The organism is Chromobacterium sp. ATCC 53434, from assembly GCF_002848345.1.
In the GTDB taxonomy this organism is placed as follows: domain Bacteria; phylum Pseudomonadota; class Gammaproteobacteria; order Burkholderiales; family Chromobacteriaceae; genus Chromobacterium.
The window spans coordinates 768275-792097 of the sequence record NZ_CP025429.1; the positions used below are offsets into that span (position 1 = coordinate 768275).

26 protein-coding genes and 3 tRNA genes are annotated in these 23823 nt (G+C 64.3%); 21 read left to right on the top strand and 8 right to left on the bottom strand.

Translation table 11 applies throughout. From position 1 onward, the window contains the following. Positions 1 to 94: 94 nt before the first annotated feature. On the bottom strand, positions 95 to 1396 hold the full coding sequence (xseA, locus tag CXB49_RS03540; RefSeq protein ID WP_233492927.1) for an exodeoxyribonuclease VII large subunit: 1302 nt from the start codon (positions 1394 to 1396) through the stop codon (positions 95 to 97). A gap of 555 nt (positions 1397 to 1951) precedes the next feature. On the opposite strand from xseA, the gene CXB49_RS03545 reads away from it, so the two are divergent. After that, entirely contained in the window at positions 1952 to 2461 is a 510-nt protein-coding gene (locus CXB49_RS03545) for an O-acetyl-ADP-ribose deacetylase (RefSeq protein WP_101707117.1), read from the top strand. Here CXB49_RS03545 and CXB49_RS03550 read toward each other — a convergent pair. After that, on the bottom strand, positions 2454 to 3320 hold the full coding sequence (locus CXB49_RS03550; protein ID WP_101707118.1) for an ion transporter: 867 nt from the start codon (positions 3318 to 3320) through the stop codon (positions 2454 to 2456). The two genes, CXB49_RS03545 and CXB49_RS03550, sit on opposite strands and share 8 nt — an antisense overlap. A 226-nt stretch (positions 3321 to 3546) precedes the next feature. Here CXB49_RS03550 and cysK point away from each other — a divergent pair, with 226 nt between their 5' ends. The 6 genes from cysK to CXB49_RS03580 all read left to right on the top strand — a co-directional run bounded on the left by cysK (position 3547) and on the right by CXB49_RS03580 (position 7479). Continuing rightward, positions 3547 to 4479 (top strand): cysteine synthase A, encoded by a 933-nt coding sequence (gene cysK, locus CXB49_RS03555; protein WP_101707119.1) that lies wholly within the window; start codon positions 3547 to 3549, stop codon positions 4477 to 4479. 50 nt (positions 4480 to 4529) lie between these two features. Further along, positions 4530 to 4994, top strand: coding sequence for a hypothetical protein (locus CXB49_RS03560; protein ID WP_101710588.1), 465 nt, complete (start codon positions 4530 to 4532; stop codon positions 4992 to 4994). After that, positions 4994 to 5401 (top strand): YchJ family protein, encoded by a 408-nt coding sequence (locus CXB49_RS03565; protein WP_101707120.1) that lies wholly within the window; start codon positions 4994 to 4996, stop codon positions 5399 to 5401. Before CXB49_RS03560 ends, CXB49_RS03565 begins: the two co-directional genes overlap by 1 nt. Before the next feature lie 244 nt (positions 5402 to 5645). Further along, entirely contained in the window at positions 5646 to 6677 is a 1032-nt protein-coding gene (locus tag CXB49_RS03570; RefSeq protein ID WP_101707121.1) for a histone deacetylase family protein, read from the top strand. Between the two features lie 103 nt (positions 6678 to 6780). After that, positions 6781 to 7083, top strand: coding sequence for a hypothetical protein (locus tag CXB49_RS03575; protein ID WP_101707122.1), 303 nt, complete (start codon positions 6781 to 6783; stop codon positions 7081 to 7083). Positions 7084 to 7191: 108 nt separating this feature from the next. After that, on the top strand, positions 7192 to 7479 hold the full coding sequence (locus CXB49_RS03580; protein WP_101707123.1) for a hypothetical protein: 288 nt from the start codon (positions 7192 to 7194) through the stop codon (positions 7477 to 7479). Between the two features lie 64 nt (positions 7480 to 7543). Here CXB49_RS03580 and CXB49_RS03585 read toward each other — a convergent pair whose 3' ends face one another. Further along, entirely contained in the window at positions 7544 to 8023 is a 480-nt protein-coding gene (locus CXB49_RS03585; protein WP_101707124.1) for a glutathione peroxidase, read from the bottom strand. Positions 8024 to 8293: 270 nt separating this feature from the next. Continuing rightward, complete coding sequence (gene dcd / locus CXB49_RS03590) at positions 8294 to 8866, bottom strand: dCTP deaminase (RefSeq protein WP_101707125.1); 573 nt, start codon at positions 8864 to 8866, stop codon at positions 8294 to 8296. 204 nt (positions 8867 to 9070) lie between these two features. Here dcd and CXB49_RS03595 point away from each other — a divergent pair, with 204 nt between their 5' ends. The 3 genes from CXB49_RS03595 to bfr are packed head-to-tail and all read left to right on the top strand — an operon-like array spanning position 9071 to position 11582. Continuing rightward, positions 9071 to 9301, top strand: coding sequence for a FeoA family protein (locus CXB49_RS03595; protein ID WP_101710589.1), 231 nt, complete (start codon positions 9071 to 9073; stop codon positions 9299 to 9301). Further along, positions 9298 to 11067 carry a ferrous iron transport protein B gene (gene feoB / locus CXB49_RS03600; RefSeq protein WP_101707126.1) on the top strand — a complete coding sequence of 590 codons (1770 nt, stop codon included), beginning with the start codon at positions 9298 to 9300 and terminating at the stop codon, positions 11065 to 11067. Before CXB49_RS03595 ends, feoB begins: the two co-directional genes overlap by 4 nt. Before the next feature lie 47 nt (positions 11068 to 11114). Beyond that, entirely contained in the window at positions 11115 to 11582 is a 468-nt protein-coding gene (gene bfr, locus CXB49_RS03605; protein ID WP_101707127.1) for a bacterioferritin, read from the top strand. 77 nt (positions 11583 to 11659) lie between these two features. Here the strand turns inward: bfr and CXB49_RS03610 are convergent, their stop codons facing one another. The 3 genes from CXB49_RS03610 to CXB49_RS03620 form a co-directional block, all read right to left on the bottom strand. Further along, positions 11660 to 12439, bottom strand: a complete 780-nt coding sequence (locus tag CXB49_RS03610) for a class III extradiol ring-cleavage dioxygenase (protein WP_101707128.1) — start codon at positions 12437 to 12439, stop codon at positions 11660 to 11662. Between the two features lie 89 nt (positions 12440 to 12528). Next, positions 12529 to 12711: a hypothetical protein gene (locus CXB49_RS03615; protein ID WP_101707129.1), complete on the bottom strand. Its 183-nt coding sequence runs from the start codon at positions 12709 to 12711 to the stop codon at positions 12529 to 12531. Between the two features lie 328 nt (positions 12712 to 13039). Beyond that, positions 13040 to 14041, bottom strand: coding sequence for a recombination-associated protein RdgC (locus CXB49_RS03620; protein ID WP_101707130.1), 1002 nt, complete (start codon positions 14039 to 14041; stop codon positions 13040 to 13042). A gap of 94 nt (positions 14042 to 14135) precedes the next feature. On the opposite strand from CXB49_RS03620, the gene CXB49_RS03625 reads away from it, so the two are divergent. The 4 genes from CXB49_RS03625 (at position 14136) to CXB49_RS03640 (ending at position 15626) form a co-directional block, all read left to right on the top strand. After that, positions 14136 to 14212 (top strand) — tRNA-Pro (locus CXB49_RS03625). A gap of 82 nt (positions 14213 to 14294) precedes the next feature. After that, positions 14295 to 14371 (top strand) — tRNA-Pro (locus CXB49_RS03630). 61 nt (positions 14372 to 14432) lie between these two features. Beyond that, positions 14433 to 14508 (top strand) — tRNA-Thr (locus tag CXB49_RS03635). Positions 14509 to 14579: 71 nt separating this feature from the next. Then, complete coding sequence (locus CXB49_RS03640) at positions 14580 to 15626, top strand: IS630 family transposase (protein ID WP_101706528.1); 1047 nt, start codon at positions 14580 to 14582, stop codon at positions 15624 to 15626. A 374-nt stretch (positions 15627 to 16000) separates the two neighbouring features. On the opposite strand, the gene CXB49_RS03645 is transcribed toward CXB49_RS03640, so the two are convergent. Further along, positions 16001 to 17461, bottom strand: coding sequence for a PQQ-binding-like beta-propeller repeat protein (locus CXB49_RS03645; RefSeq protein WP_101707131.1), 1461 nt, complete (start codon positions 17459 to 17461; stop codon positions 16001 to 16003). A 974-nt stretch (positions 17462 to 18435) separates the two neighbouring features. Between CXB49_RS03645 and CXB49_RS03655 the strand changes: the two genes are divergently transcribed. From CXB49_RS03655 to CXB49_RS03685, 7 genes are all read left to right on the top strand, one after another. Next, the gene (locus tag CXB49_RS03655) at positions 18436 to 18759 is read left to right on the top strand and encodes a PepSY domain-containing protein (RefSeq protein WP_101707132.1); all 324 of its coding nucleotides are present in this window, start codon (positions 18436 to 18438) and stop codon (positions 18757 to 18759) included. Continuing rightward, the gene (locus tag CXB49_RS03660; RefSeq protein WP_101707133.1) at positions 18746 to 19381 is read left to right on the top strand and encodes an undecaprenyl-diphosphatase; all 636 of its coding nucleotides are present in this window, start codon (positions 18746 to 18748) and stop codon (positions 19379 to 19381) included. The genes CXB49_RS03655 and CXB49_RS03660 overlap by 14 nt, the downstream gene beginning before the upstream one ends. 31 nt (positions 19382 to 19412) lie before the next feature. Continuing rightward, positions 19413 to 20195 carry a hypothetical protein gene (locus tag CXB49_RS03665; RefSeq protein WP_101707134.1) on the top strand — a complete coding sequence of 261 codons (783 nt, stop codon included), beginning with the start codon at positions 19413 to 19415 and terminating at the stop codon, positions 20193 to 20195. A gap of 26 nt (positions 20196 to 20221) precedes the next feature. Then, positions 20222 to 20692 (top strand): hypothetical protein, encoded by a 471-nt coding sequence (locus tag CXB49_RS03670; protein ID WP_199406777.1) that lies wholly within the window; start codon positions 20222 to 20224, stop codon positions 20690 to 20692. Continuing rightward, positions 20689 to 21354 carry a response regulator transcription factor gene (locus CXB49_RS03675; RefSeq protein WP_101707135.1) on the top strand — a complete coding sequence of 222 codons (666 nt, stop codon included), beginning with the start codon at positions 20689 to 20691 and terminating at the stop codon, positions 21352 to 21354. Before CXB49_RS03670 ends, CXB49_RS03675 begins: the two co-directional genes overlap by 4 nt. Beyond that, entirely contained in the window at positions 21330 to 22682 is a 1353-nt protein-coding gene (locus tag CXB49_RS03680) for a HAMP domain-containing sensor histidine kinase (RefSeq protein WP_101707136.1), read from the top strand. Before CXB49_RS03675 ends, CXB49_RS03680 begins: the two co-directional genes overlap by 25 nt. Before the next feature lie 127 nt (positions 22683 to 22809). Beyond that, positions 22810 to 23070, top strand: coding sequence for a hypothetical protein (locus tag CXB49_RS03685; RefSeq protein ID WP_158300604.1), 261 nt, complete (start codon positions 22810 to 22812; stop codon positions 23068 to 23070). Positions 23071 to 23823 lie beyond the last annotated feature (753 nt).

Consider the following 23823-nt stretch of genomic DNA (forward strand, 5'->3'; position numbering starts at 1 on the left):
ATGTAAATGAAGTATTTGTTTAGTGATTATTGCATGTCAAGCAGCCGCCATGCTTCCGCCGCGCGGCGGAAACATGGGCTTGGCAAAGCGGGGATCAGAACGGGAGTTCGGGCTGGGCGCCCTCAGCGTGCTCGATCCGCGCCTCGGTGCTGCCTTCGGCCAGCCGCAGCGTCACCTTTTCATGATTCAGCAGCTCGGCCGGGTTTTTCACCGCCTGGCCGTCGCGCTTCTGCACGATGGCGTAGCCGCGCGCCAGCACCGCGTCCGGATTCAGCGCGGTCAGCGTGGCGGCCAGCTGGGCCAGTTGCCGGCGGCGGCTCTCCAGCAGGCGGTCGCGGGCGATTCGCAGCCTGTCCTGCCGTTGCCGCAGCGCCTGGGCGTCGGCGGCCGGGTCGGGCCGGTGGCGCGCCAATCGGCTGCCTGCCAGCTGCAGCCGCCAGCGGCTTTGCTCGAAGCCGGCGCGCACGCGCAGGCGCAGCGTCTGCGACAAGGCGGCCAGCCGCTCGCGCTGAGCCTGCAGCCTGGAGCCGGGGTGGACCAGGCGCCGGCCGAGGAAATCCAGTTGCTGGGCCTTGTCGGTCAGCAGGCGCGCCAGCGCCCGTTCCAGCGCGCGGCGGGCCTGTTCCAGCTGCATGGCCAGGTGCTCGCGGTTAGGCGACACCAGTTCCGCCGCCGCGGTCGGCGTCGGCGCGCGGCGGTCGGCGACGAAGTCGCAGATGGTGAAGTCGGTCTCGTGGCCGACGCCGCTGACGGTGGGAATCGGGCAGGCGGAGACGGCGCGGGCGACGATCTCCTCATTGAACGACCACAGATCTTCTATGCTGCCGCCGCCGCGGCAGACGATCAGCACGTCGACTTCGCGCCGCTCGCCGGCCAGGCGGATGGCGCCGGCGATCTGCTGAGCCGAACCCTCGCCCTGAACCTGGGCCGGGTAGAGGATCAACGGGATGCCGGGCATGCGGCGGCGCAAGGTGCTGACCACGTCGCGCAGCGCGGCGGCGGCAGGCGAGGTGACGATGCCGATGGCGGCCGGATGCGCCGGCAACTCGCGCTTGCGCGCGCTGTCGAACAAGCCTTCCGCCTGCAGCCGCGCCTTCAGCCGTTCGAAGGCCTCGAACAAGCGGCCGAGGCCGGCGGCGCGCATTTCGCCGACGCTGATCTGGAACTCGCCGCGGGCCTCGTACAGCGTGACCTGGCCGCGCAGCTCCACCTGCATGCCCTCTTGCGGCCGGAACGGCAGTTGCGACAGCTTGTGGCGGAACATCACGCAACGAACCTGGGCGCCGCCGTCCTTCAGCGAGAAATAGCCGTGGCCGGACGCGGCCAGCGTCAGGTTGGAGATTTCCCCGCCTATCCATACCGGCGGCATGCCGGCTTCCAGCAGGTCGCGCGCCATGCGGTTGAGGGAGGAGACACTGATGACATCCTGGCTGCGTTCAAAAAAATCTGGTCTTGTCAAGTGATTCACACCGTCTTGCTGAGATAAAGGTTGGGGATCGGCCGTTTCGGCAACGCTTGCATAGTGTTTGATACCGGACTCAAAATATAATCAAATCAATGTCTTACACGAAACGATCCCCGGCAGTCAAAACTAATGGAAGCCTGATGCGGCGGGCCTTTGCGCCCGCTGTGCACCGGCTTATCAACAAAGTTATCCACAGGAGGGCGCTGCCATTGCGCTACCGCGCGGCGGGGCTGTCTGCGAGCTGTTTTCAGCCTTGAAACTTGCCAATGTCATGTGGTTTGTTTGCCTCAACAATGAGTAAACGCTTGCTATTTGCCCGCCGGCGCGGGGCTGTGGCGCGCCCGCCACGGGGGCCGTCCGCGACATGATAGCAACAGCCCGGCGGCGCCGCAGCCCTGGCCTGAGGGCCGGTTTACGATCTTTTTGCGGCCTCGGCCGCTTTTTGCCGGCGCATGCTTTGTCAAACGCGGCGCCAAGAGAGACGATATGAAATATGCGTTGCGATGCAGGCGGGACGACATCACCCGCTTGGCGGTGGACGCCATCGTCAACGCCGCCAACAACAGTTTGTTGGGCGGCGGCGGCGTGGACGGCGCGATCCACCACGCGGCCGGACCCGGCCTGTTGGAGGCGTGCCGCCGGCTGGGCGGCTGCCCGACGGGAGAGGCGAGACTGACCGACGGCTACCTGCTGCCCGCCCGCTACGTGATCCACACGGTGGGGCCGGTATGGCAGGGCGGGACGCGCGGCGAGCCTGAGCTGCTGGCGGCCTGCTACCGCAATAGTCTGGCGCTGGCCGCGCGCCATGGCGCGAGCAGCATCGCCTTTCCGGCGATCAGCTGCGGCGTCTACGGCTATCCGCTGCAGGCGGCGTGCGAACTGGCGGTGGCGACGCTGCGGGGCTGGCTGGATGGCGAGGCGCATCCGCTCTGCGAAATATGGCTGGTGGCGTACGACGAGCGCGCGCTGGCGGCCTACCGCCGCGCGCTTAGCTGACCCTGTCCTTGGCCGGGCGGGGCAGCTGGCCGCCGCAATGCTTGCAGAAGCCGGCGTCCCAGTCGTGCCCCTCGCTGAAGCAATGCGGACACAGCCGGGTGGCGGAACGGTTGTCGGCGGGCTCGGGCGCGGCGCGGGCGATCTCGGCGCTGACGATGCCGGTGGGAACCGCGATGATGCCGTAGCCGGTGATCATCACCAGGCTGGCCAGGGCCTGGCCCATCGGCGTCTTCGGCGTGATGTCGCCGAAGCCGACGGTGGTCAGCGTGACGATGGCCCAGTAGATGCTGATCGGAATGCTGGTGAAGCCGTGTTCCGGCCCTTCTATCACGTACATCAGCGTGCCCAGCACGATGACCAGCAGCACCACGGTGACCAGGAACACGGTGATCTTGCGCCGGCTGGCCAGCAGCGCCTTCTGCAACTGGGCCGCCTCGCCCAGATGGCGGCTGAGCTTGAGGATGCGGAACATCCGGAGCAGCCGCAGGATGCGCACATCGGCCAGGAAGCGGCTTTCGGGTATCAGCAATCCCAGGTACAGCGGCAGGACCGACAGCAGGTCGATGACGCCGAAGAAGCTTTTCACATAGCGCATCGGCTTGTGCACGCAGATCAGTCGCAGCGCGTATTCGACGGTGAACAGGACGGTGAACAGCCAGTCGAGCACGGTCAGCAGGGTGCCGTAGCGCTGGCGTATCGACGCCACGCTCTCCAGCATCACGCAGGCGACGGAAATCAGTATGGCGGCGGTCAGCGCCATGTCGAATATCCGGCCGGCGCGGGTGTCGGCTTCGTAGATGACGATGTACAGCCGGCGGCGCCAGCCGGACAGCGGGATCAGGGATTCCTGGGTGGGCATGTGAACCTTGCCTGTGTTTGCATTGACTATAACAAAACGGTTTGAATTCGCAGACGGGGCGCGGGCGCGCGCAGGCGGCCGCAAAATGATCGCGAACAGGCTCTAGAGGGTAGCCGGAGTTTGGTTTGCTGGATATAAGCAAACAATATTAGGTCGCCATACGGCGATTGATTATGATGTTGTGGAATATCGGTATGACGATTATCGGATAATGAGGAATAAGATTATGCGCATCGCCAACACCATCACCGACCTGATAGGCAATACGCCGCTGGTGAAGCTCAACCGCGTCACCGATGGCGCCGGCGCCACCGTGGTGGCCAAGCTGGAGTTCTTCAATCCGGCGCACAGCGTCAAGGACCGCATCGCGGCGGCGATGCTGGACGCGGCGGAAAAGGCCGGCAAGATCGGCCCCGACACCGTCATCGTCGAACCGACCTCGGGCAATACCGGCATCGGCCTGGCGATGGTGTGCGCGGCGCGCGGCTACAAGCTGGTGATCACCATGCCGGAAACGATGAGCAAGGAGCGCCGCCAGCTGTTGAAGGCCTACGGCGCCGAATTGATCCTGACGCCGGGGCCGGAAGGCATGGGCGGCGCCATCGCCAAGGCGCGCGCGCTGGTCGACGAATTCCCGGACACCTATTTCATGCCGCAGCAGTTCGAAAATCCGGCCAACCCCGAGGTCCATCGCGAGACCACGGCGGAGGAGGTGTGGAACGACACCGACGGCAAGGTCGACATCTTCGTGGCCGGCGTCGGCACCGGCGGCACCATCACCGGCGTCGGGGAGGTGCTGAAGGCGCGCAAGCCGGGCGCGCAGATCGTCGCGGTCGAGCCGGACGCGTCGGCGGTGCTGTCCGGCGACGCCAAGGGCCCGCATCCGATCCAGGGCATAGGCGCCGGTTTCGTGCCGGCCATCCTCAATACCGACGTCTACGACGAGATCATCCGCGTCAAGAACGAGGACGCGCTGCGGACCGCGCGCGACGTCGCCACGCAGGAAGGCATCCTGGTCGGCATCTCGTCCGGCGCGGCGGTGTGGGCGGCGCTACAGCTGGCGAAGCGGCCGGAAAACGCCGGCAAGCTGATCGTGGTGGTGATTCCGTCGTTCGGCGAGCGCTACCTGTCCACCGTGCTGTTCGAGCATCTTGGCTGAGCGATGATGCCGTTGACGGCGCGCGGGCTGGGCAGGCTACAATGGCCGCCATGAACAGACAGCTTATCGCTCTCTCGCTGCTCGGCCTGCTGGCCGGCTGCAGCGCGCTGAAGCAGCTGGGCGTGCCGGTGCAGTCCGGCAGCCCGTCCCGTCCGGCGCAGCAGGCGCCGCGCGTCGCGAGCAAGGTGGACCAGTTGCTGGCCGAGGCCAATCGGCTGGCCGATCGCGTCAAGACCGGCGAATTGACCCGCACCGCCGCCGCCGATCAACTGAACGCGGCGCGGCTGCGCATCGCCGGATCCAATCCGGTCGACAACGACAACTTCGCCGTCTACCGCCAGCTGACGGTGGAGCGGGACGCCGGCCGTCTCGACTCCGACGCCTTCCGCTCGCGCCTGGAGCTGCATCTGCGCGAATGGATGCGGCGTTGGCCCAGGTACAGCCCCAAGCCGGCCGATCCGGCGTTTTCCAATTTTCTGCTGAAGCTGTACGGGCTGCCGCCGCTGGGTTACTGATGAAGTCGAAGAAGCAAGCGAGCGCCGCCTGTCCCTGCGGCGGCGGCGAACTGGCCGCCTGCTGCGGCCGCTACCTGGGTTCCGGCGCGCCGCCGGCGCCGACCGCCCAGGCGCTGATGCGTTCGCGCTACAGCGCTTACGCCTTGGGTCTGGAGGCCTATCTGCTGGCCAGCTGGCATCCATCCACCCGTCCCGAGCGTCTCGATCTGGCCGACGATGCCGGCGTGGTCAAATGGATAGGGCTTGACGTCAGGCGCTGCGAGGCGGGCCTGGAGGCCGATGTCGACGGCGTGGTGGAGTTCATCGCCCGCTGCAAGGTCGGCGGCAAGGCCGAGCGCATCCATGAAACCAGCCGCTTCGTCCGCGAGGACGGTCGCTGGTATTACGTTTCCGGCGTGGTGGCCTAAGAACCTGTCCACGATCTTTTTGCGAGGGTCTCGGGGCCATTTTCTGCCGGCGCATGGTTTTGTCAAACGCCCCTTGCAGTGAATGGCATTGCGGCGTGCATCCGGCAGAAAACGGCCGATGCCGGCAAAAGATCGCGAACAGGTTCTAAACCGCGCTTGAGCTGGCGCAACTTAGCCGCGGTCGGCGTTTGACCGCGGCGCGGCCGGGGCGGAGCATGAATCATGACTCCGCCGGGATGCCGCCATGCTTACCGTCTATTCCGATCTCCACCGCCTGCAGCACGGCCAGTCCGAGCTGATGGCCGGCACGCTGAAACCCTGCCTGGAAACGCCGTCCCGCGCCGACATGGTGCTGGACGCCGTGCGCCGGCGCGAACTGGGCGACATCGTCCATCCGCGCCGCCACGGCGTCGAACCTATCTTGCGCGTGCATGACGCCGGCTATGTCGATTTCCTGCAGACTGCCTGGCCGCGCTGGCTGGCGCTGGGCCACGACTGCGACGCGCTGCCGAAGATGTGGCAGATCCGCCGGATGCGGGAGGCGGTTCCGGAGCATGTCGAAGGCCAGCTGTGCTACTACTCGATGGACTGCGGCACGCCGATCACCGCCGGCACCTGGCAGGCGGCGGAAGCCGCCGCCGACACCGCGCTGACCGGAGCCGACCGCCTGATCGGCGGCGAGCGCGCGGTGTTCGCGCTGAGCCGGCCGCCCGGCCACCACGCCGCGCGCGACTACTGCGGCGGCTACTGCTTCCTCAACAACGCGGCGATCGCCGCCCAGGCGCTGCGCGACCACGGCATGCGCAAGGTGGCGGTGCTGGACGTCGACTATCACCACGGCAACGGCACCCAGGACATCTTCTACCGGCGCGGCGACGTGCTGTTCCTGTCGATACACGGCGATCCGCGCACCGAATACCCGTTTTTCCTCGGTCATGCCGATGAAAAGGGCGAGGGCGAGGGCCTGGGCTGCAATTTCAACTTTCCGCTGCCGGCCGGCTCCTGCGTCAGCACCTGGTTCGTCGCGCTCGATTGCGCCTTGCTGCAGATCGCCCGTTTCGGCGCCGAGGCGCTGGTGGTGTCGCTGGGCGTAGACACCTATCTTGGCGATCCGATCGCGCGCTTCCGGCTCGATTCTCCCGATTTCGTCACGCTGGGCGCGCGGCTGGCCGGCTTGCGGCTGCCGACGCTGTTCTGTCTGGAGGGCGGCTACGCGGTGGAGCCGCTGGGCACCAATGTGGTGAACGTGCTGGCCGGTTTCGAGGCTAGGCTCTAAGACGGGCCGCGCGGGTTTTTTGACGCGGCGTGGCCTATGCTTAAAAAGTCTTTCGCCGCGGCCGGAGGCGCCGCGGACGTGGGCAAAGTCGTGGAGAGGGTCAATGGGCAAGAGCATAGACGATGTGGTGGCGAAGCTGGGCGACGCGCGTCGCTTGTCGGATGGCGCGCCGGGCATGCCGCGCCGCATGGCTGCGGCGTTGCCGGGCGATCTGGCGCTGGAGCTGATGGCCTTGGCGGCGGCGTTTCACGACAGCAGCGAGGCGCTGGCCGGCGAATTGCTGGGCGCGGCCATCGCCGACGCCTGGGACGCGCTGGACGACGGCCAGTTGTTGCAGGCCACCCGGGCCTGTCGCCGGCTGCTGGACGACGGCGAAGCGGGAGAGGGCTTGCCGCCGCTGCATTGAGCGAGGGCGGGACCGCCCGCCGGCGTACGGTCGACCGGCGAGGCGGCTTGATCAATCGGCCGGAACCGGGCTTGCCCGGGAATATGGCGACGCGACAGGGAGGACTGAATGGGATTGGCCTTGAAGACCTTGCTGACGGAACTGGAAGGGCAGCGCGCCGGCGGCCCCGATGTGGCGGCCGTGCTGACGCTGACGACGGTGCGCACGCTGGAAGTGCCGCTGGATATCGCCGCCTGCCGCGAGTTGCGGGTGCTGGCCCAGGTATTCAATGGGGACCAGGCCGAACTGGCGGCGGCGGTGCTGCGTGCGGCGCTGGTCGACATCCAGGAGCATCTAGACGACGATCTGGATCGTTTGGCGGTCGGCGCCAGGCGTCATATCGATTCGTGCGCGTGAACCGGGGCGAGGCCCCGTCTGCCGCCGCGACGGCGGCGAAAGAGCCGGGCTTGCCCGGCTCTTTTCATTGCGCCAGCAGTCCGGCGATTCGCTCGGCCAGTTTCTCGGGCCGAGTCAGCGGCGCGAAGCGCGCGACCACCCGGCCGTCGCGGTCGACCAGGAATTTGCTGAAGTTCCAGCGTATCGATCGACCCAGCAGGCCGCGCCTCTGCTGTTTCAGATAACGCCACAGCGGATGCGTGCCGGCGCCGTTGACGTCTATCTTGTCTGCCATGTCGAAGCCCACGCCGTAGTTGCGCTGACAGAAGGCGCCGATTTCTCCGGCGGAGCCCGGCTCCTGCGCGCCGAACTGGTTGCATGGAAAACCGATCACCGTCAGTCCCTGCGGGCCGAAGCGGCGGTGCAGCGCCTCCAGTCCGGCGTATTGCGGGGTGAAGCCGCAGCGGCTGGCGGTATTGACCAGCAGCAGCACCTGGCCGCGATAGGCGTCCATCGTCTGCTCGTCGCCGTCGAGGCGGCGGAAGGAAAAGTTGTAGATGCTCATGAGAGAGGTGGGGATGGTGGAGCGTCGATGATGGCGGGAGCGTTGCCGGCTGGCAAGCGAGTGGACATAAAAAGGGGGCGCAGCGGCAAGGGGGAACCGCGACGCCCCAAGAAGAAACAGCTTGCTGTGCAAAGGGCCGGCACAACCGGGATGTCGGCTAACCCTTTGTTTATCCTAGAACAGATGTCGAAAAATGCGAGCGGCTTTTGCATGCGGCGCACGCAAAAAAGGATGGCCGGGGCCATCCTTTTTTGTTCGGGCGCGGCGCGCTCAGGGACGCGGCAGCGTGACGCCGACCTGGCCCTGATACTTGCCGGCGCGGTCCTTGTACGACACGTCGCACACCTCGTCGGACTCGAAGAACAGCACCTGGGCCACGCCCTCGTTGGCGTAGATCTTGGCCGGCAGCGGCGTGGTGTTGGAGAACTCCAGCGTCACATAGCCTTCCCATTCCGGTTCGAACGGGGTGACGTTGACGATGATGCCGCAGCGGGCATAGGTGGATTTCCCCAGGCACACGGTCAGCACGCTGCGCGGGATGCGGAAGTACTCGACGGTGCGCGCCAGCGCGAAGCTGTTCGGCGGAATGATGCAATAGCCCTTGCCGGAGACTTCGACGAAGGAATTGGGGTCGAAACTCTTAGGATCGACGATGGTGCTGTTGATATTGGTGAACACCTTGAATTCGTCGGCGCAGCGGATATCGTAGCCGTAGCTGGAGGTGCCGTAGGAGATCAGCTTCTGGCCGTCGGCCGCCATTTTCACCTGATTGGGCTCGAACGGCTCGATCATGCCTTCCTTGTCCGCCATCCGGCGTATCCACTTGTCCGATTTGATGCTCATGGTCGTAGGCCCGTTGTGTCGATTGTGCGATGTTCGCGATTTTACCCGCTTAGCGTCATGTCGGGTGGCTGATATCCGCGGGGCGGGGACGCCGCGCCGGTTTGACCGGGGTCAAGCCGACCGCGGATTGCGGCGATATGCCGCATCCGTCCGGGAGGCGCTTCGATATACTAATGCAAACTATTCGCATTGATGGGCCTGTCTATGCAGTCATTGGATGGATTCCCGGTCGGCGCCTGCGGCATCGTGGACCGGCTGGAGCTGGGCGACGAATCGTTCCGTCGCGTGGCGGCTTTCGGCCTGGCGCCGGGTAGCCGCTTTCGCCTGCGCCGCGCCGCGCCCTGGGGCGGCCCGTTGCTGCTGGAGGTCGGCGCCACCCGTTTTCTGCTGCGCCGCAGCCTGGCCCGGCATATCCGGGTGAGGGCGGCGGCATGAAGCGCTTCGCCCTGATCGGCCTGCCCAATACCGGCAAGTCCACTCTGTTCAACCGCCTGACCGGCATGTCGCAGCGGGTAGGCAACTGGCCCGGGCTGACCGTGGAGTTGATCAGCGCGCGGCTGCTGCTGGGCGGCAGGATGGTGGAACTGATCGACCTGCCCGGCGTCCACGATCTGACCGGCTATACCGACGACGAGGCGGTGGTGCGCGACGTGCTGCTGTCTATGCCCTTCGACGGCGCGGTGCTGGTGTTGAACGCCAGCCAGCTGGACCGCCAGCTGCCGCTGGCGCTGCAGCTGATCGCCAGCGGCCTGCCCTGCCTGGTGGCGCTGAACATGGCCGACGAGGCCCGCTTGCTGGGCATTTCCGTCGATGCGGAGGCGCTGGCCGAGCGGCTGGGCGCGCCGGTGGCGCTGGTGTCGGCCAAGCGGATGGAGGGCTGGCCCAGGCTGAACGAGGAATTGAACCGGCTGGCCGCGCGGCCGGCTTCGGCGGTCCAGGCGCGCTTGGACAATGTTCCGGAGTCGCGGCGGGCGATCGATCTCGCCCGCGGCACGCTGGACGGGTGCTGGCGCTTGCCGTCGGTGTTGCCGACGCTGCTGACCGAGAAAGCGGACCGCTGGCTGCTGCACCCGTGGCTGGGCCTGCCGCTGTTCTTCGCCTTCATGGCGCTGCTTTTCAATCTCACCTACCAGATCGGCACGCCGCTGCAGGATGCCGTCGGCGGCGGCCTGGACTGGCTGAAGGATCATGCGCTGGCGACCATGGTGTCCCCGCTGCCGGCCATTCTGCAGAGTCTGCTGCTCGATGGCGTGTGGCAGGGCGTGGCGACGGTGCTGACCTTCGCGCCGATATTGTTCGTGTTCTTCGTGCTGATGGCGATGGTGGAGGACAGCGGCTACCTGGCGCGCGCCGCCTTCCTGACCGATGCGATGATGGCGAAGCTGGGGCTGGACGGCCGCGGCTTCGTGATGCAGCTGATGGGTTTCGGCTGCAATGTGCCGGCCATCATGGGCACCCGGGTGATGCGCGAGCGCAATCAGCGCTTGCTGACCATGCTGGTGATTCCGTTTTCGCTATGCTCGGCGCGGCTGCAGGTGGTGGTGTTCTTCGCCGGGATCCTGTTCAGCAGAAGCCAGGCGCCGTGGGTGGTGTCCGGCCTGTACCTGATGACTTTCGTCGCCGCCATCATCACCGCCTGGGTGTTCAAGCGCCGCTACCGCGGCGGCGAGGCCTTTCTGCTGGAGGTGCCGCCGTACCGGTTGCCGGGCGCGCGCCACATGCTGACGCGGGCGACGGGGGAGGTGGGCGCCTTTTTGCGGCTGGCCTCCACCTTCATCCTGGCCGGCGTGGTGATGGTCTGGCTGCTGACCCACATTCCGGCCGGTGACGGCAAGACATTGGCCTACGCGCTGGGCGAGGCGCTGTCCCCGGTGCTGGATCCGATAGGCATACGCGCCGAGCTGGCGGTGGCGCTGCTGTTCGGCTTCGTCGCCAAGGAAATCCTGCTGGGCAGCCTGGCGGTGATCTACGGCGTGTCCGAGGCCGGTCTGGGCGGCGCGCTGGTCCAGCATCTGGACTGGGCGTCGGCGATGAGCTTCCTGATCTTCACGCTGGTGTATGTGCCCTGCCTGTCCACGGTGGCGGCGATGCGCCGGGAATCGAAGAGCTGGCGCTTCGCCGCGATGTCGGCGGTCTGGTCGGTGCTGCTGGCCTGGGCGCTGTCCTTCGTTTTCTACCAGGGCGTGCATCTGCTGCGCTGAACGCCTAGAATGACGGCTTGTATGACCCGGAACGACAGGATAAAAACATGAAGGGCGATCCCAAGACCATAGCGCTGCTCAACGACCTCTTGGCCGAAGAGCTGTCAGCCGCCGACCAGTACTTCATCCATGCCGAGATGTACAAGGACATGGGGCTGAACAAGTTGTTCGAGCGCATCGACCACGAGCGCGAGGACGAACTGGAGCACGCGCGCACGCTGATCGCCCGCACGCTGTTCCTGCAGGGCTGTCCGAACGTGGCGCGCCGCGTGCCGATCAAGGTGGGCGAGGACGTGCCGGCGATGCTGAAGGCCGATCTGGAAGTGGAATACCGCGTCGGCGCCTTGCTGAAGGAAGTGATCGCCCACAGCGAAAGCGTGCGCGACTACGTGACCCGCGACGCGCTGATGGTGCTGTTGGAGGAAACCGAGAACGATCACGCGCACTGGCTGGAGCAGCAGATGAAGCTGATCGATCTGATGGGCGTGGAGAACTATCAGCAGGCGCAAATATAAGCGCTTGTCGCCATCGCCAGCATGCCCGGCTTCGGCCGGGCATTTTCTTTGGCCTCCGCGGAGGCGGGTAAGTTTCGTCAGTCGAAGCGCCAACACGCCATCGACAGCGAGCCCATGCGCCAGTCGTCGTGCAGCTTGACCGGCGTCGCGTCGTCGTCGGCGGCACCCAGCGTCACCAGCAGCGGCTGGAAGTGCTCGTCGCTCGGATGGTTCTCGCGCGGGTAGGGCGCGCGCTGCTGCCAGTGCACGATGTCGTCGCGGCGGTTTTCCAGCAGCGCGCTGTCCATCCAACGGGCGAAGCCGGCCGCCCACGGCGCCGGCGTGCTGCCTTCCGGGCTCAGCTCCCACAGATTGTGGGTATAACTGCCGCTGCCGATCACCAGCACATTGTCGTCGCGCAGCGGCCGCAGGGCCCGGCCCAGCGCGTAATGCTCGGCCGCGCCGGCCCTGTGATGCAGCGAGACCATCACCAGCGGGATGTCGGCCTGCGGGAACATCAGCAACAGCGGCGTCCACATGCCATGGTCCAGCGGCCGCTCCGCGGTGGTGGCCAGCGGCAGGCCGGCGTCGGCGATCAGGCCGGCCACGCGTTCGGCCAGCGCCGCATCGGTGACGGCCGGATAGCGCAGCGTGCGCAATACTGGCGGAAAGCCGCCGAAGTCGTACAGCGTGTCGGGGCGCGCCTGTAGATTGACGGTCAGGGCGGGGGTTTCCCAATGGGCGGAGACGATGACGATGGCGCGGGGGCGCGGCCAGTCGCGGCCCAGCCTTTCCAGGAAGTGGCGGGTGGGGCTGTCTTCTATCGGCAGCGTCGGGGCGCCATGGGAAATGAACAGCGCGGCTTGTCGGGAACTCATGATCTGTTGCCTGCGATAGGGGGATGGCAACAGCTTACGCCGGCGTATCGCTTAAAAAAACACCGGTCTTCTCACTTTATTATTTCCTGTCATTTAACAATCGAGCCGCTGTGACCGCCGGTCTGCGGCGACGGCGCGTCCAGGCCGTTGCTTAGCCACAGCAGGCAACCGGCGCAGAAAATGACGATGCCCAGCGCCCTGCGCCAGCCGCGGCGGGAGGGTTTGGCTTTGCCGGGTTGCCGGCGCGAAGGGAAGGGGCTGACGGTTTGCATGGCGATTCTCATAGCGGTGTCTCCACCATAATAATGATAATGATTATCATTTAAATCAAGAGCGATCTTGTCGGGACGTCAGATCGCGACGCGAATCGCCCGCGGTTCATTGCAGCCAGGCGAAGGCGGCCAGCATCTCCAGCACGGCATGGCTCCAGTTTTGCTTCATTGCATCGTCTCCGGCGTCTCGATGGCGACAGTATCGATGATTGATATAGTTTTGTTAAATTGATTGTTTTTAATCGATAGTTTTTTTGTTATCGGGACGCGCCGCGCGGGCGTAAAAAAAACCCGGCGGGGCCGGGTTTTGCATCGGACGGGACGCTGTTCAGTCCCAGGGCACGTCGACGGCGGAGTCGCCGGCGGCGGCGGGCGCTGCGGACGGGGTGGCCGGAGCGGCCACCGGAGCCGGCTGAGCCGGTTCAGCCTGGCCGTCCTCGAGACCGCCCAGCGCTTCCACCAGCGCTTCCACCAGTTCTCCCAGCTCCTCGCTCATCAGCAGGAAGGTCGCCTCGAACAGGCTGTCGCGGTCGTCGCCTGACTGGCTGGCCTCGTCCTGCAGCACATCGAGGAACTGTATGCGCTTGAGCTGCAGCGTGTCGGTCAGCTGGAAGCGGATCTTCTCGTTCCAGATCAGGCCCAGCTTGGTGGCCTGCTTGCCGGTGGCGATGTGCTGGCGAATCTCGTCGCTGGTCAGGTCTATGCGGCTGCAGCGCACCACTGCGCCGTTCTCGCTGCCATCCTTCAGTTCGCAGTCTGCGTCCAGTTCGAAGCCGCCCGGCGCTTCGCCGGCTGCCAGCCAGTCGGTCATCGCGGTATGCGGGGCCAGCTTGGTTCTCGGCAGCGCGGCCGGAAACGGCGGCAGCGCCTCGCGCAGCTTGGAGACCAGCGCCTCGGCCTTGCTGGACGAGCCGGAGTCCACCATCAGCCAGCCGCGCTGGATGTCCAGATAGGCGCTGGTGCGGCCGCTGCGGACGAAGGCGCGAGGCAGCAGGTCATCGGTGACCTGTTCCTTCAGCGCCAGTTTCTCCTTGCGGCCGACCTTGCGCAGCTCCTTGTCTTCGATCTCCTGCACCTTCATCTCGACGAAGTCGCGGATCACCGAAGCCGGCAGCACCTTGTCCTCGCGCCGCATTGAAACCATCAGGCTGCCGCGTCCGGCGTAGACCGGCGCGTCCAGGTGTCCGGCCGGCGGCACCCAGCCTTCGCTGAACCAATCCAGGCCCATGCACGGTTGAAACGGGCGCTTTTCCAATGCCTGCAGCAGCTTATCGGCGTCGACCAGGCTTTCCGCGCTCAAACGATAAAAAGATAGTTGCCTAAACCACATATTTGTTCCATAATGCGCGTCCTCTGAAGCCGTTGATTGTACCGCAGCAAGCGGGACAGCAGCAGTTTTTCAGACAAGCAATTTAGCCGGTCGTCGGAGTGTAGCTTAGCCTGGTAGAGCGCTACGTTCGGGACGTAGAGGCCGGAGGTTCGAATCCTCTCACTCCGACCAGTTGAATGAATTAAAGCTTGTCAGAAAATCAGATTCGAGGTACATTAGCTACCTCGACGCAAGTCGGGATTGAAGTTAAAATCGGAGTGTAGCTTAGCCTGGTAGAGCGCTACGTTCGGGACGTAGAGGCCGGAGGTTCGAATCCTCTCACTCCGACCAGATTCAAAAAGCCTTGATTTTCAGATTGAAGAGAATCAGGGCTTTTTTAACGGTTTGGTTTGCCGGTATAGCTCAGTTGGTAGAGCAGCGCATTCGTAATGCGAAGGTCGGGGGTTCGACTCCTCTTACCGGCACCATTAGAATCAAAGGGTTGCGGCTTATTTATTAATTCGGCAGTAATAATCCGTACAGATTGTATACTTCCGGCATGGAAAAAATCGATGTGCGCAAGCTTGAACTGGCCGCCCGTGAGCAGCTGAGGCGTACCGCTATCCGGATGTACAAGCGAGGCCGGTCTCAAGCCAGTATTGCCGAAGAACTCGGGCTGCGCCGCCCCACCATTTCCGCCTGGGTGGTGCGTGAGGCAGCACTAGGTGCGCAGGGATTCAAAGAACAGAAGCGCGGTCGCGCCGAAGGCACCGGCCGTCGGCTGACCGAGGCGCAGGAAGCCCGGATCAAGCAGGACATCGTGGATCGCACGCCAGACCAGATGAAGCTGAGGTTTGCCCTGTGGAGTGCTCAGGCGGTCAAGGCTGTAATCAAGCAGATGTTTCTGATCGATCTGCCGATCCGTACTGTCCGTCTGTACTTGGCCCGCTGGGGCTTTACGCCGCAGCGCCCGCTCAAACGCGCTTATGAGCAGCGACCGGCAGCAGTCGAGAAATGGCTCAAGGAGGAATACCCGGCTATCGTCGCGCGTGCCAAAGCGGAAATGGCTGAAATCAGCTGGGGCGACGAATCGGCGGTGTCGAGTGTTGAGCACTTTCCGCGTGGCTACGCCCCAAAAGGCCAAACCCCAGTTCTGGTGTTATCCCAATCGAAAAGAGCGCGCATCAACTTGATTTCGGCCATTACCAACCAAGGCAAGATGCGCTTCATGCTGTACCGGGAGACCTTGACGGCCCGGGTGCTGATCAAGTTTCTGATGCGGCTGATCCGTGATGCTGGCGGCAAGAAGGTGTTCTTGATCCTCGACAACTTGCGCGTGCATCACAGCAAGCTGGTGCAAGCATGGTTGGAGGAGGAAGAGAACAAGAAGGCGATTGAGTTGTTCTTCCTGCCCAGCTACTCACCGGAACTGAACCCGGATGAATACTTGAACGGCGACCTGAAGGCCAGAATGAGCGCAGGTGAGCCGGTTCGATCAGACGGTCAACTTCAAGGGAAAGTGCTGTCCCATTTACGCTCATTGCAGAAGCAGCCGGCCAGAATCCGGTCGTACTTCCGGCATGAAAAAATCCGCTACGCGGCATGAGCTTTCTGTACGGTATTTGACTGCCGGATTAATAGCTTGCAACCCTTTTTCTATGGAATTTCATCTTTAATGATGCGGGCGAATTCCCTCCTGCCTGATTCATATAAATCCATATTTTAATTCAGCGGCTGCTTGAATATCGCCGGGCGGTCCCGCTTGCCGGTGTCCGGCACCGACAAGCAGATCGCCAGCCCGCTGACGCCGGGTCTGAGCAAAACGCCGGCGATAGCCAATCGGCAGGCCGCCCGCGCGGCGCCAGCCACGGCTGCTGGCCGCCGGCGGGCAATAAAGCCGCGCCGAACAAGAAAAACCCCGGACTTCCGTCCGGGGTTTGCGCATTCCCGCATGCCGAATCGGAGTGGTCGACATCCACCCTATTCAGCCAAGCCGGTATTTCGAGAGTTGCCGAACTCGCACGGCCAGTCGGATTTGGCGAGAGGCTCCTTGGCGCTGAAAGCCGCGACATGATGCCGCAAAGCGCTGTTGCCGCCCTCCTCATGCACGGTGACAAAACCGAGATAAACGGTGCCGTCCGCCCCAAGCTGCGGGGCCGTCACCGCCCAGGCGGCCCGCCCCTGGCGAGCGAGAGTCGAAATCACGGCAGCGGTCGGCGGCAGCGAAACCCGCCACGACGGCTCCCCGGTCGACGCCGAGATCGCATGCAGCTGCGGCGTACGCAGCAAGTCATAAGGGGCAGCCTTGCCGGCCACATGATAAGCATTGGACAGCAGGCTGAAATAAATGCTGCCCCCGGCGGTTAGAACCGGCGCCCCCGCCATCAGTCCGTCAACGGCATATCGCCACTTCACGCTCCCGGTCTGGCTGTCTATCGCGTAGAGCGTAGTGGCAAGCGCCTCCTCACCCTCGACATTCCGCGCCTTGCCCCCGGCGACAAAGATCACCCCCCGCTCACCGATAATCACCGTGGACAAGATGCCCAGCTGGCTATCCGGCAGCCTGATATCCCTGGCTTTTCGATAGCCCCCGTCGACGCCCATTTCCAGAATATCGATTTGATTGCCTGGTACCAGACGCTCCGTCGAGGAGCCCGGACTGTCATGCTCAACCGTTGCAAACATTGTGCCATTGCGCGCGATGGTCAGTCGGCGGTAGCTGCTGCCGACAGGATTTTCGGCGAACGCCGCCTCGACACCGCTATCAACCTTCAAGCCGATTACGCCATTCTTATAGGTTTTCTCATCGCCAAAGACCGCATAGGGAAAATAGAGCAAGCCATTGCGCCCCATGCACAGATGACGGATCGCAATCCCGCTTCGGCTCCAGCGCCACAGAATCTCTCCCGTATCCTGCCTTAAGGCATAAACATGTCCGCCATCTATATCGTTGTGTGAAATATACAGCACGCCAGCGGATAAAATCACACCATGCCCCATATTGATCATATGCGCTTCATTACCGGTGGCAGGTGATAGCTGAGAGAAAGATAGACTCCATTTTTCGCCGACGCCAGCGTCAAGTTTGGCAAGCACTTTTACAATCTCGTCATCACTGATGACTTTTTCCGCAACAATATAACTGGAATAAATATCGCCGTGATCATCGACCGCCAAAATGGAATCGAAGTAAGGCTGTATATTAAATCTACTCCAAATCTCCCGCCCCTCAGCGGCATCTATTGCGGTCAGCCGCCGCGACATGACCGAGGTAATATATATTTTTGATTTATCAACGGCCAGCTGCATTCCCGGCCCTTTTATTATATATTCTCCATCCCAGTCTACCGTTCCCAAATCATACTGCCACTTTCGCGCACCAGCCTCAGGATTCGCCTGATCGAATCTAACAAAGGCGGAGTCAGGCAACGAAGTCAACATATCGCTCTCCAATCACGCTCAACAGATCATCAATCAAAACGAATGAATTGCCAAATCAGCACATCTATTGCATCCGATAAAGCAGCCCATCCCTCCCAGACATGCCGCAGCGCGCTCCGGAACACGCTTTGGCAGTGAAGCTGCGCATAGCCCGCAACCACCCTGGACTGAATAGGGCCACAGCCAAATTCCAGCCGCCCCATCAGTTCGGATATATCAGAGCAATCCGAACAGGACCCGGCTCCGTCAAGGCGCAGGCAATCACGCTCCGGCAGAAGCTAAAACGGCATAGCATTGAAATGCTCGCCCGCATGCGCCGAGCGCGCAGACCAGTTGAAATCCGGTTCAAGAACACTCAGGGGGGGAGGGGGCAGTTCCACCAATTGGGATGGAGAATGGAAAATGATTCAGAGCTTGTTTGAGACAGCAATATAAACCACTGCCGGACATACTTTATGAAAACGCTGCGACAATGAAGGACCAGGCCATGGGCTCGGTTAGGATGCGGCATCGGGAATGATGGTTGGACGAAAGAGAGCAAGAGACGGAAATTCCGCCGCCGAAAGGACGGGCCGCAGCAATCAGACAGGCGCGGCAGCGGACAGCGCGCCAAATCCCCCAAGCAAAATACTCGCCGACGGAAAAAGCAAAAGGCCCGTTCTAATGAACGGGCCTTTTGCTTGGGTATTCTGGCAGGCGGTACGGGGCCCGAACCTGTGATCCTCGGAATCAAAATCCGATGCTCTACCAGCTGAGCCAACCGCCAACACTGCCTTCTCGCCACGCGATTTGCATCGCGCCACAATGTCCCTGATCGTGAATGACGCCGGGGATGGGTTGTTCTTTGCGCCCCGCATCCGCAGGGGCGGCCTCGAGGCGCCTGAATAAAGATCGCGATCGGGCTCTAAGCCTACGCTAAGTTTGTCCCCGTACTCTCCGTGCCATGCGCTTGGCGCGTCATTCGGGGGTTCGATATGTACCGTTATTCCAAACTGTCTCTGCTGGCCATCATCGTCTTCACCTGCGGCGCGGCCGCCTATGCCGCGAGGAGCGGCGCCAGAAACGATGCGCTGGCCGTTTCCCAAGTCAGGATTCCGCTGACCCAGGCGATCGCGATCGCCGAGCGGCATGTGAATGGCAGGGCGGTCCGAGCGGAGAGCGAACGCGCCGACCTCGGCTGGGCGTATGCGGTGGAGGTGGCCCGCGGCGGCAAGACCTTCGATGTCAGTGTCGATCCCGACAAGGGCGTGGTGCTGGCGCCCCGGGAGGAGAGGATGGACCGCGATGAGCGCGATTGACGGCCTCATCGGCCTGGGGAGCGCGCTGAAGGGCCTGAATTTCGCGCTGTTCGCCAGCTTGAACGCGCCCGCGCATCCGGCGCCGGCGATATTGTATCTGGCAATGTTCTGCGCCGAAGGCCTGATCTGGGCGATTCCCGCCGGGATCGGACTGGCCTGGCTGCGCGGCGGCGAGTCCGCCCGCAAGGCGGCGCTGGCGGCGGCGATGGCCGGACTGGCCGGCTTGCTGCTCAATCAGTTGATCGGCCTGGCCTGGCCACATCCGCGGCCATTCATGATCGGGCTTGGGCATACGCTGATTCCGCATGCCGCCGATTCCTCCTTCCCCAGCGACCACCTGACCCTGTGGTGGTCCGCCGCCTTCAGCCTGCTGCTGCGGCTGGACTGCCGCCGCGTCGGTTATGCGCTGGCCGCGCTGGGCCTGGCCATGGCCTGGGCGCGCATTTATCTGGGCGTCCACTTTCCGTTCGACATGGCGGGCGCCGCCGCGACGGCGTTGGCAGCCGCCTGGCTGGCCGGGCCGCAGCATCAGCCGCATCTGGAACCGATATACCGTCTCGCGCTGCGCGCCCGCCGTTTGTTGTTCGGCAGGCTCATCGTCGCCGGATGGCTGCGCGCCTGAGCGGCGCGGGAACAATTGAAAGGAGAATGCGATGAACACGCTTCCCGCCGCCGAGCCGGCGCGATGGCTGAACAAGGTGCCGGAGGTTGCGCTGACCTTCTGGATCATCAAGATTCTTTCCACCACCGTCGGCGAAACCGGAGCGGACTTCCTCGCCGTCGACGCCGGCTGGGGGCAGGGCGCGACGCGGGCGCTGATGGGCGCGTGCCTGGCGGCGGCTCTGTTCGCACAGTTGCGGACCCGTCGCTGCGTCCCGTGGCTGTACTGGCTCACCGTGGTGCTGGTGAGCGTGGTGGGCACCCAGATCACCGATTGGCTGAGCGACGGGCTGGGCGTCAGCCTGTATGCCAGCACCGCCGCCTTCGCCGCCGCGCTGGCGGCGATCTTCATCGTCTGGCACCGGATGGAGCGCACGCTGTCCATTCGCGATGTCTGCACGCCGAGGCGGGAGGGTTTCTATTGGACGGCCATCCTGTGCACCTTCGCGCTGGGGACGGCGGCCGGCGATCTGGCGACCGAGGCGCTTGGACTGGGCTTCACGCTGGGCGCGCTGGTGTTCGGCGCCTTGATCGCCGCGGCCTGCGCCGCCTGGCGCATGGGGGGCAACGCGGTGCTGACGTTCTGGCTGGCCTACATCCTGACCCGGCCTTTCGGCGCGGCGCTGGGCGACTGGCTGACCCAGGCCAAGGCTTATGGCGGCATCGGTATCGGGGCGATGTGGACCAGCGGCTTGTTCCTGTTGGTGATCGCCGTCCTGGTGGCCGCCGCGCAGATGGGGTGGTCCGGCCGCAAAGCCGCCGCGGCCGCCGAATGAGGTCTTTCATTTTCCCAGGAGCGATCATGCAACACTCTCACTCTTTCGGACGGACGGCCATGCTTGCCGCGTCCATCGTTCTGTTGGCTGGGGCGGCTGGGTGTTCCAGGCAGGGCGGCGCCGGCAAGGCTGCGGCCGCGCCAGCGGTTCACGCGCAGGCCTCCCGTCTGGGCGATCTGAGCGCCTTCCGCCGCATCGCCGCCGATGTGGCCGGCATTGTCGGCAAGGGGAACTTGCCGGCGGCGAAGGCGCGGATCAAGGATCTGGAACTGGCCTGGGATGCGGCGGAGGCCGGATTGAAGCCGAGGTCGGCCCAGGATTGGCATATGCTGGACAAGGCGATAGACCAGCGCGCTGGAAGCGCTGAGGGCCGATGCGCCCGATCCGGCCGACTGCAAGGCGGCGACGGCGGATTTGCTGCGGGCTTTCGATGGCGGCCAGAGAGGCGCTTGAGCGGGAACAAGCCTGCGGTGGGAAAACGCGGAGGAGGGGGATGAGGGTATTGCTGATCGAGGACGATCCGATGATAGGCGAGGCGGTCCAGGCCGCGCTGCGCGACGAGGGGCAGGCCGTCGATTGGGTGCGGGACGGGCGTTCCGCGCTGACGGCGCGGGGATGCCAGCACTATGATCTGGTCTTGCTCGATCTAGGCCTGCCGGGCAGGGATGGCCAGTCGGTGCTGGCCGCCATCCGCGCCGGCGGCGACGCGATTCCGCTGTTGGTCATCACCGCCCGCGACGGTCTGGACGACCGCTTGCGCGCGCTGGACGGCGGCGCGGACGACTACCTGGTCAAGCCGTTCGAGATGGCGGAGCTGCTGGCGCGCATGCGCGCGGTGCTCCGGCGCAAGGGCGGCAGCGCGGCGCCGCTACTGGGCAACGGCAAGGTGTCGCTGGACCCGGCCACGCGTATGGCGACGGTCGCCGGCGGCGAGCCGGTCCAGCTGTCCAATCGCGAATTCTCCCTGTTGCACGCGCTGTTGATGCGCCCGGGCGCCATCCTGTCGCGCGGCAGTCTGGAGGACCGCATCTATGGCTGGGGCGAAGAGGTGGAAAGCAACGCGGTCGAGTTTCTGATCCATTCGCTGCGCCGCAAGCTGGGAAGCGACGTGATCAAGAATGTCAGGGGGGCGGGATGGATGGTTTCAAAAGGCGCTTGAGCGAGTCGGTGCAACTGAGGCTGTCGTTCGCGCTGACCGTGGCCATCCTGCTGTTCGGCGTGGTGGCCGGGGTGTTTTCCTTTGCGTCCGCGCTCGACGAGGCGCATGAATTCCAGGACGACGTGCTGCGCCAGGTGGCCGCGCTGCTGGACAGGGAGCGGCTGCCGGCCGATTTTCCCGAAGGTGGCGCCCAGGGCGGAAACGAGGAGTCCAGGGTGATCGTGCAGCGGCTGGGAAGCTGGAGGCCGGCGGCGCCCGGGGTCGACGCCGGCGGCGTGCTGAGGCTGGAGAAATCCCTGCCGGACGGTTTGCAGACGGTGGAGACCAATGGCGAGAGCTTCCGCGTGCTGGTGCGGACGATGAAGGACGGGCAGCGGATCGCCGTCGCGCAGGAGGCCGGCTTTCGCGACGAACTCGCCCGGGACGGCGCGCTGCGCACGGTGATGCCTTTCCTGTTGCTGGTTCCGTTGCTGTTGCTGATGGTGGCCAAGCTGGTGCGGGGCATGTTCCGGCCCATCGCCGAGCTGTCCCGCGAAGTGGACCAGCGCGCGGAGCAGCAGCTGCATCCGCTGGACCCGGATGGCCTGCCGATGGAGATCAAGCCTTTCGTGTTGGCCATCAATCGCCTGCTGGAGCGCGTCGCGCAGTCGATGCGGGCGCAGCGGCGCTTTGTCGCGGATGCTGCCCACGAGTTGCGCTCGCCGCTGACCGCCTTGTCGCTGCAGGCGGAACGCCTGGCCGACGCCGAGATGTCCGAGGCGGCGCGGGAGCGCTTGTCCGTGTTGCGCGGCGGCATCGCGCGCGGGCGCAATTTGCTGGACCAGCTGCTGGCGCTGGCCCGGGCGCAATCGGCGACGGCGGCGCCGTCCGCGGTGTCTGTCACGGAGGTGTATCGCCGGGTACTGGAGGATTTGATGCCGCTGGCGGAGGCCAGGCATATCGACATCGGCGTCGAGGGCGGGAGCGATGCCTGGGTGTGGGCGGCCGAGCTGGATCTGTTCACGCTGCTGAGGAATCTGGCGGACAACGCGATCCGCTACACGCCGGCGGGCGGCCGGGTGGATCTGGCCGTCGGCGCGGCGGACGGGCGGGTGTTGTTGACGATAGACGATACCGGCCCCGGCATCCCCCGCGACGAGTGGGAGCGGGTGTTCGACCCTTTCTATCGCAGCCTGGGAAGCGGAGAGCAGGGGGCTGGGCTGGGCTTGTCCATCGTGCGCACCATCGCCGAGCGGATCGGCGCGCGGGTCAGCCTGTCCTTCCGCGACGAGGCCGGCCAGTCCGGTCTGCGGGTGTCGGTCAGCATGCCGGCGGCGCGCGGGATTTGACGCGCGGGCGATGATTTCTGGCCGCTAAGTTCCGGCTAAGTCTGGCCTGCTAAGTTGCAATGGCATGATGCTGGGCGTGCGTCCCGCATTGCGCGTTTCGCGTTCGAATCCTTTCGGGAGACACACCATGATGATCGCCTCGGTTTCCGCCCAGGTCCCGCAGACCGCATTGACAGCAGACGCCGCGCCCGCAGCCGCGCCGCAACCGCAGACGCAAGCTCAACCCGCCCAGCCGGTGGCGCAGGAAAAGGTCACCATCAGCAGCGCGGCCCGGGCCTTGCAGGAGCTGGCGGAAACGGCCACGCAAACCGCCAAGGAGGCCCAGAGCGGGGATAGGCAGGCCCAGCGCAAGCTGGCGGCGGAAGAGGCGCGGCGGGCCGCGCGCTGATTCGGGAGGCCGGTCTGCGTGACGCGGGCCGGCCGTCGGTAATCGCGGCATCCGTTCTTTGGCGCGGCGGATTCGGGCGGCTGGGCGCTGCTTGCCCATTATCGCCCGGCAGTATTTGATCATCGGACCGGATTATCTTTCAGAAGGCCGCGCGTCGATTGGCCGGAGGTATTCTTTTCTCCGCGGCGGTTTTTCATATTCATCCGCCTTGCGAAGGCGATGGGCGCCGTATGAGAAGTCGCGGGAGGCGAAGCGATGGCTTTATTGCTGTAACTATTTGAATCAAATCGTTAATTGTGGAAAGTTTTCTTTTGGGCGGTATTTGCGGCGACGGTGCCCGCGAATGGTTGAATCCGCCGCCCTTTACCGGTGTTCGCGTTACCTCTTCCGGATTGGGTGGGCTGTGATTTCGGTTTTTATCCGGAAGCGCGCCTGAGTCGCCGCCGGCGTTGATATCCGGCTTGCCCGGGCTTGGCGATCGGCCGCAGAATTTTTTAAAAAAGTCTTGTCAGGAAGAATGCCGCACGGTATAGTTCGTCTCTCTGTGACGAGCGATGCAAATCGCGAATCCAGATAGGCGATGTTGGCGGTTAGCTCAGTTGGTAGAGCATCGGATTTTGATTCCGAGGGTCACAGGTTCGAGCCCTGTACCGCCTGCCAGGAATTACGAAAAGCCCCGGATGAAAATCCGGGGCTTTTTCATTGCGGCTGCCGGCGCGGTCGCGGCAACGGGGTCCCTGCGGGGGCCCCGTT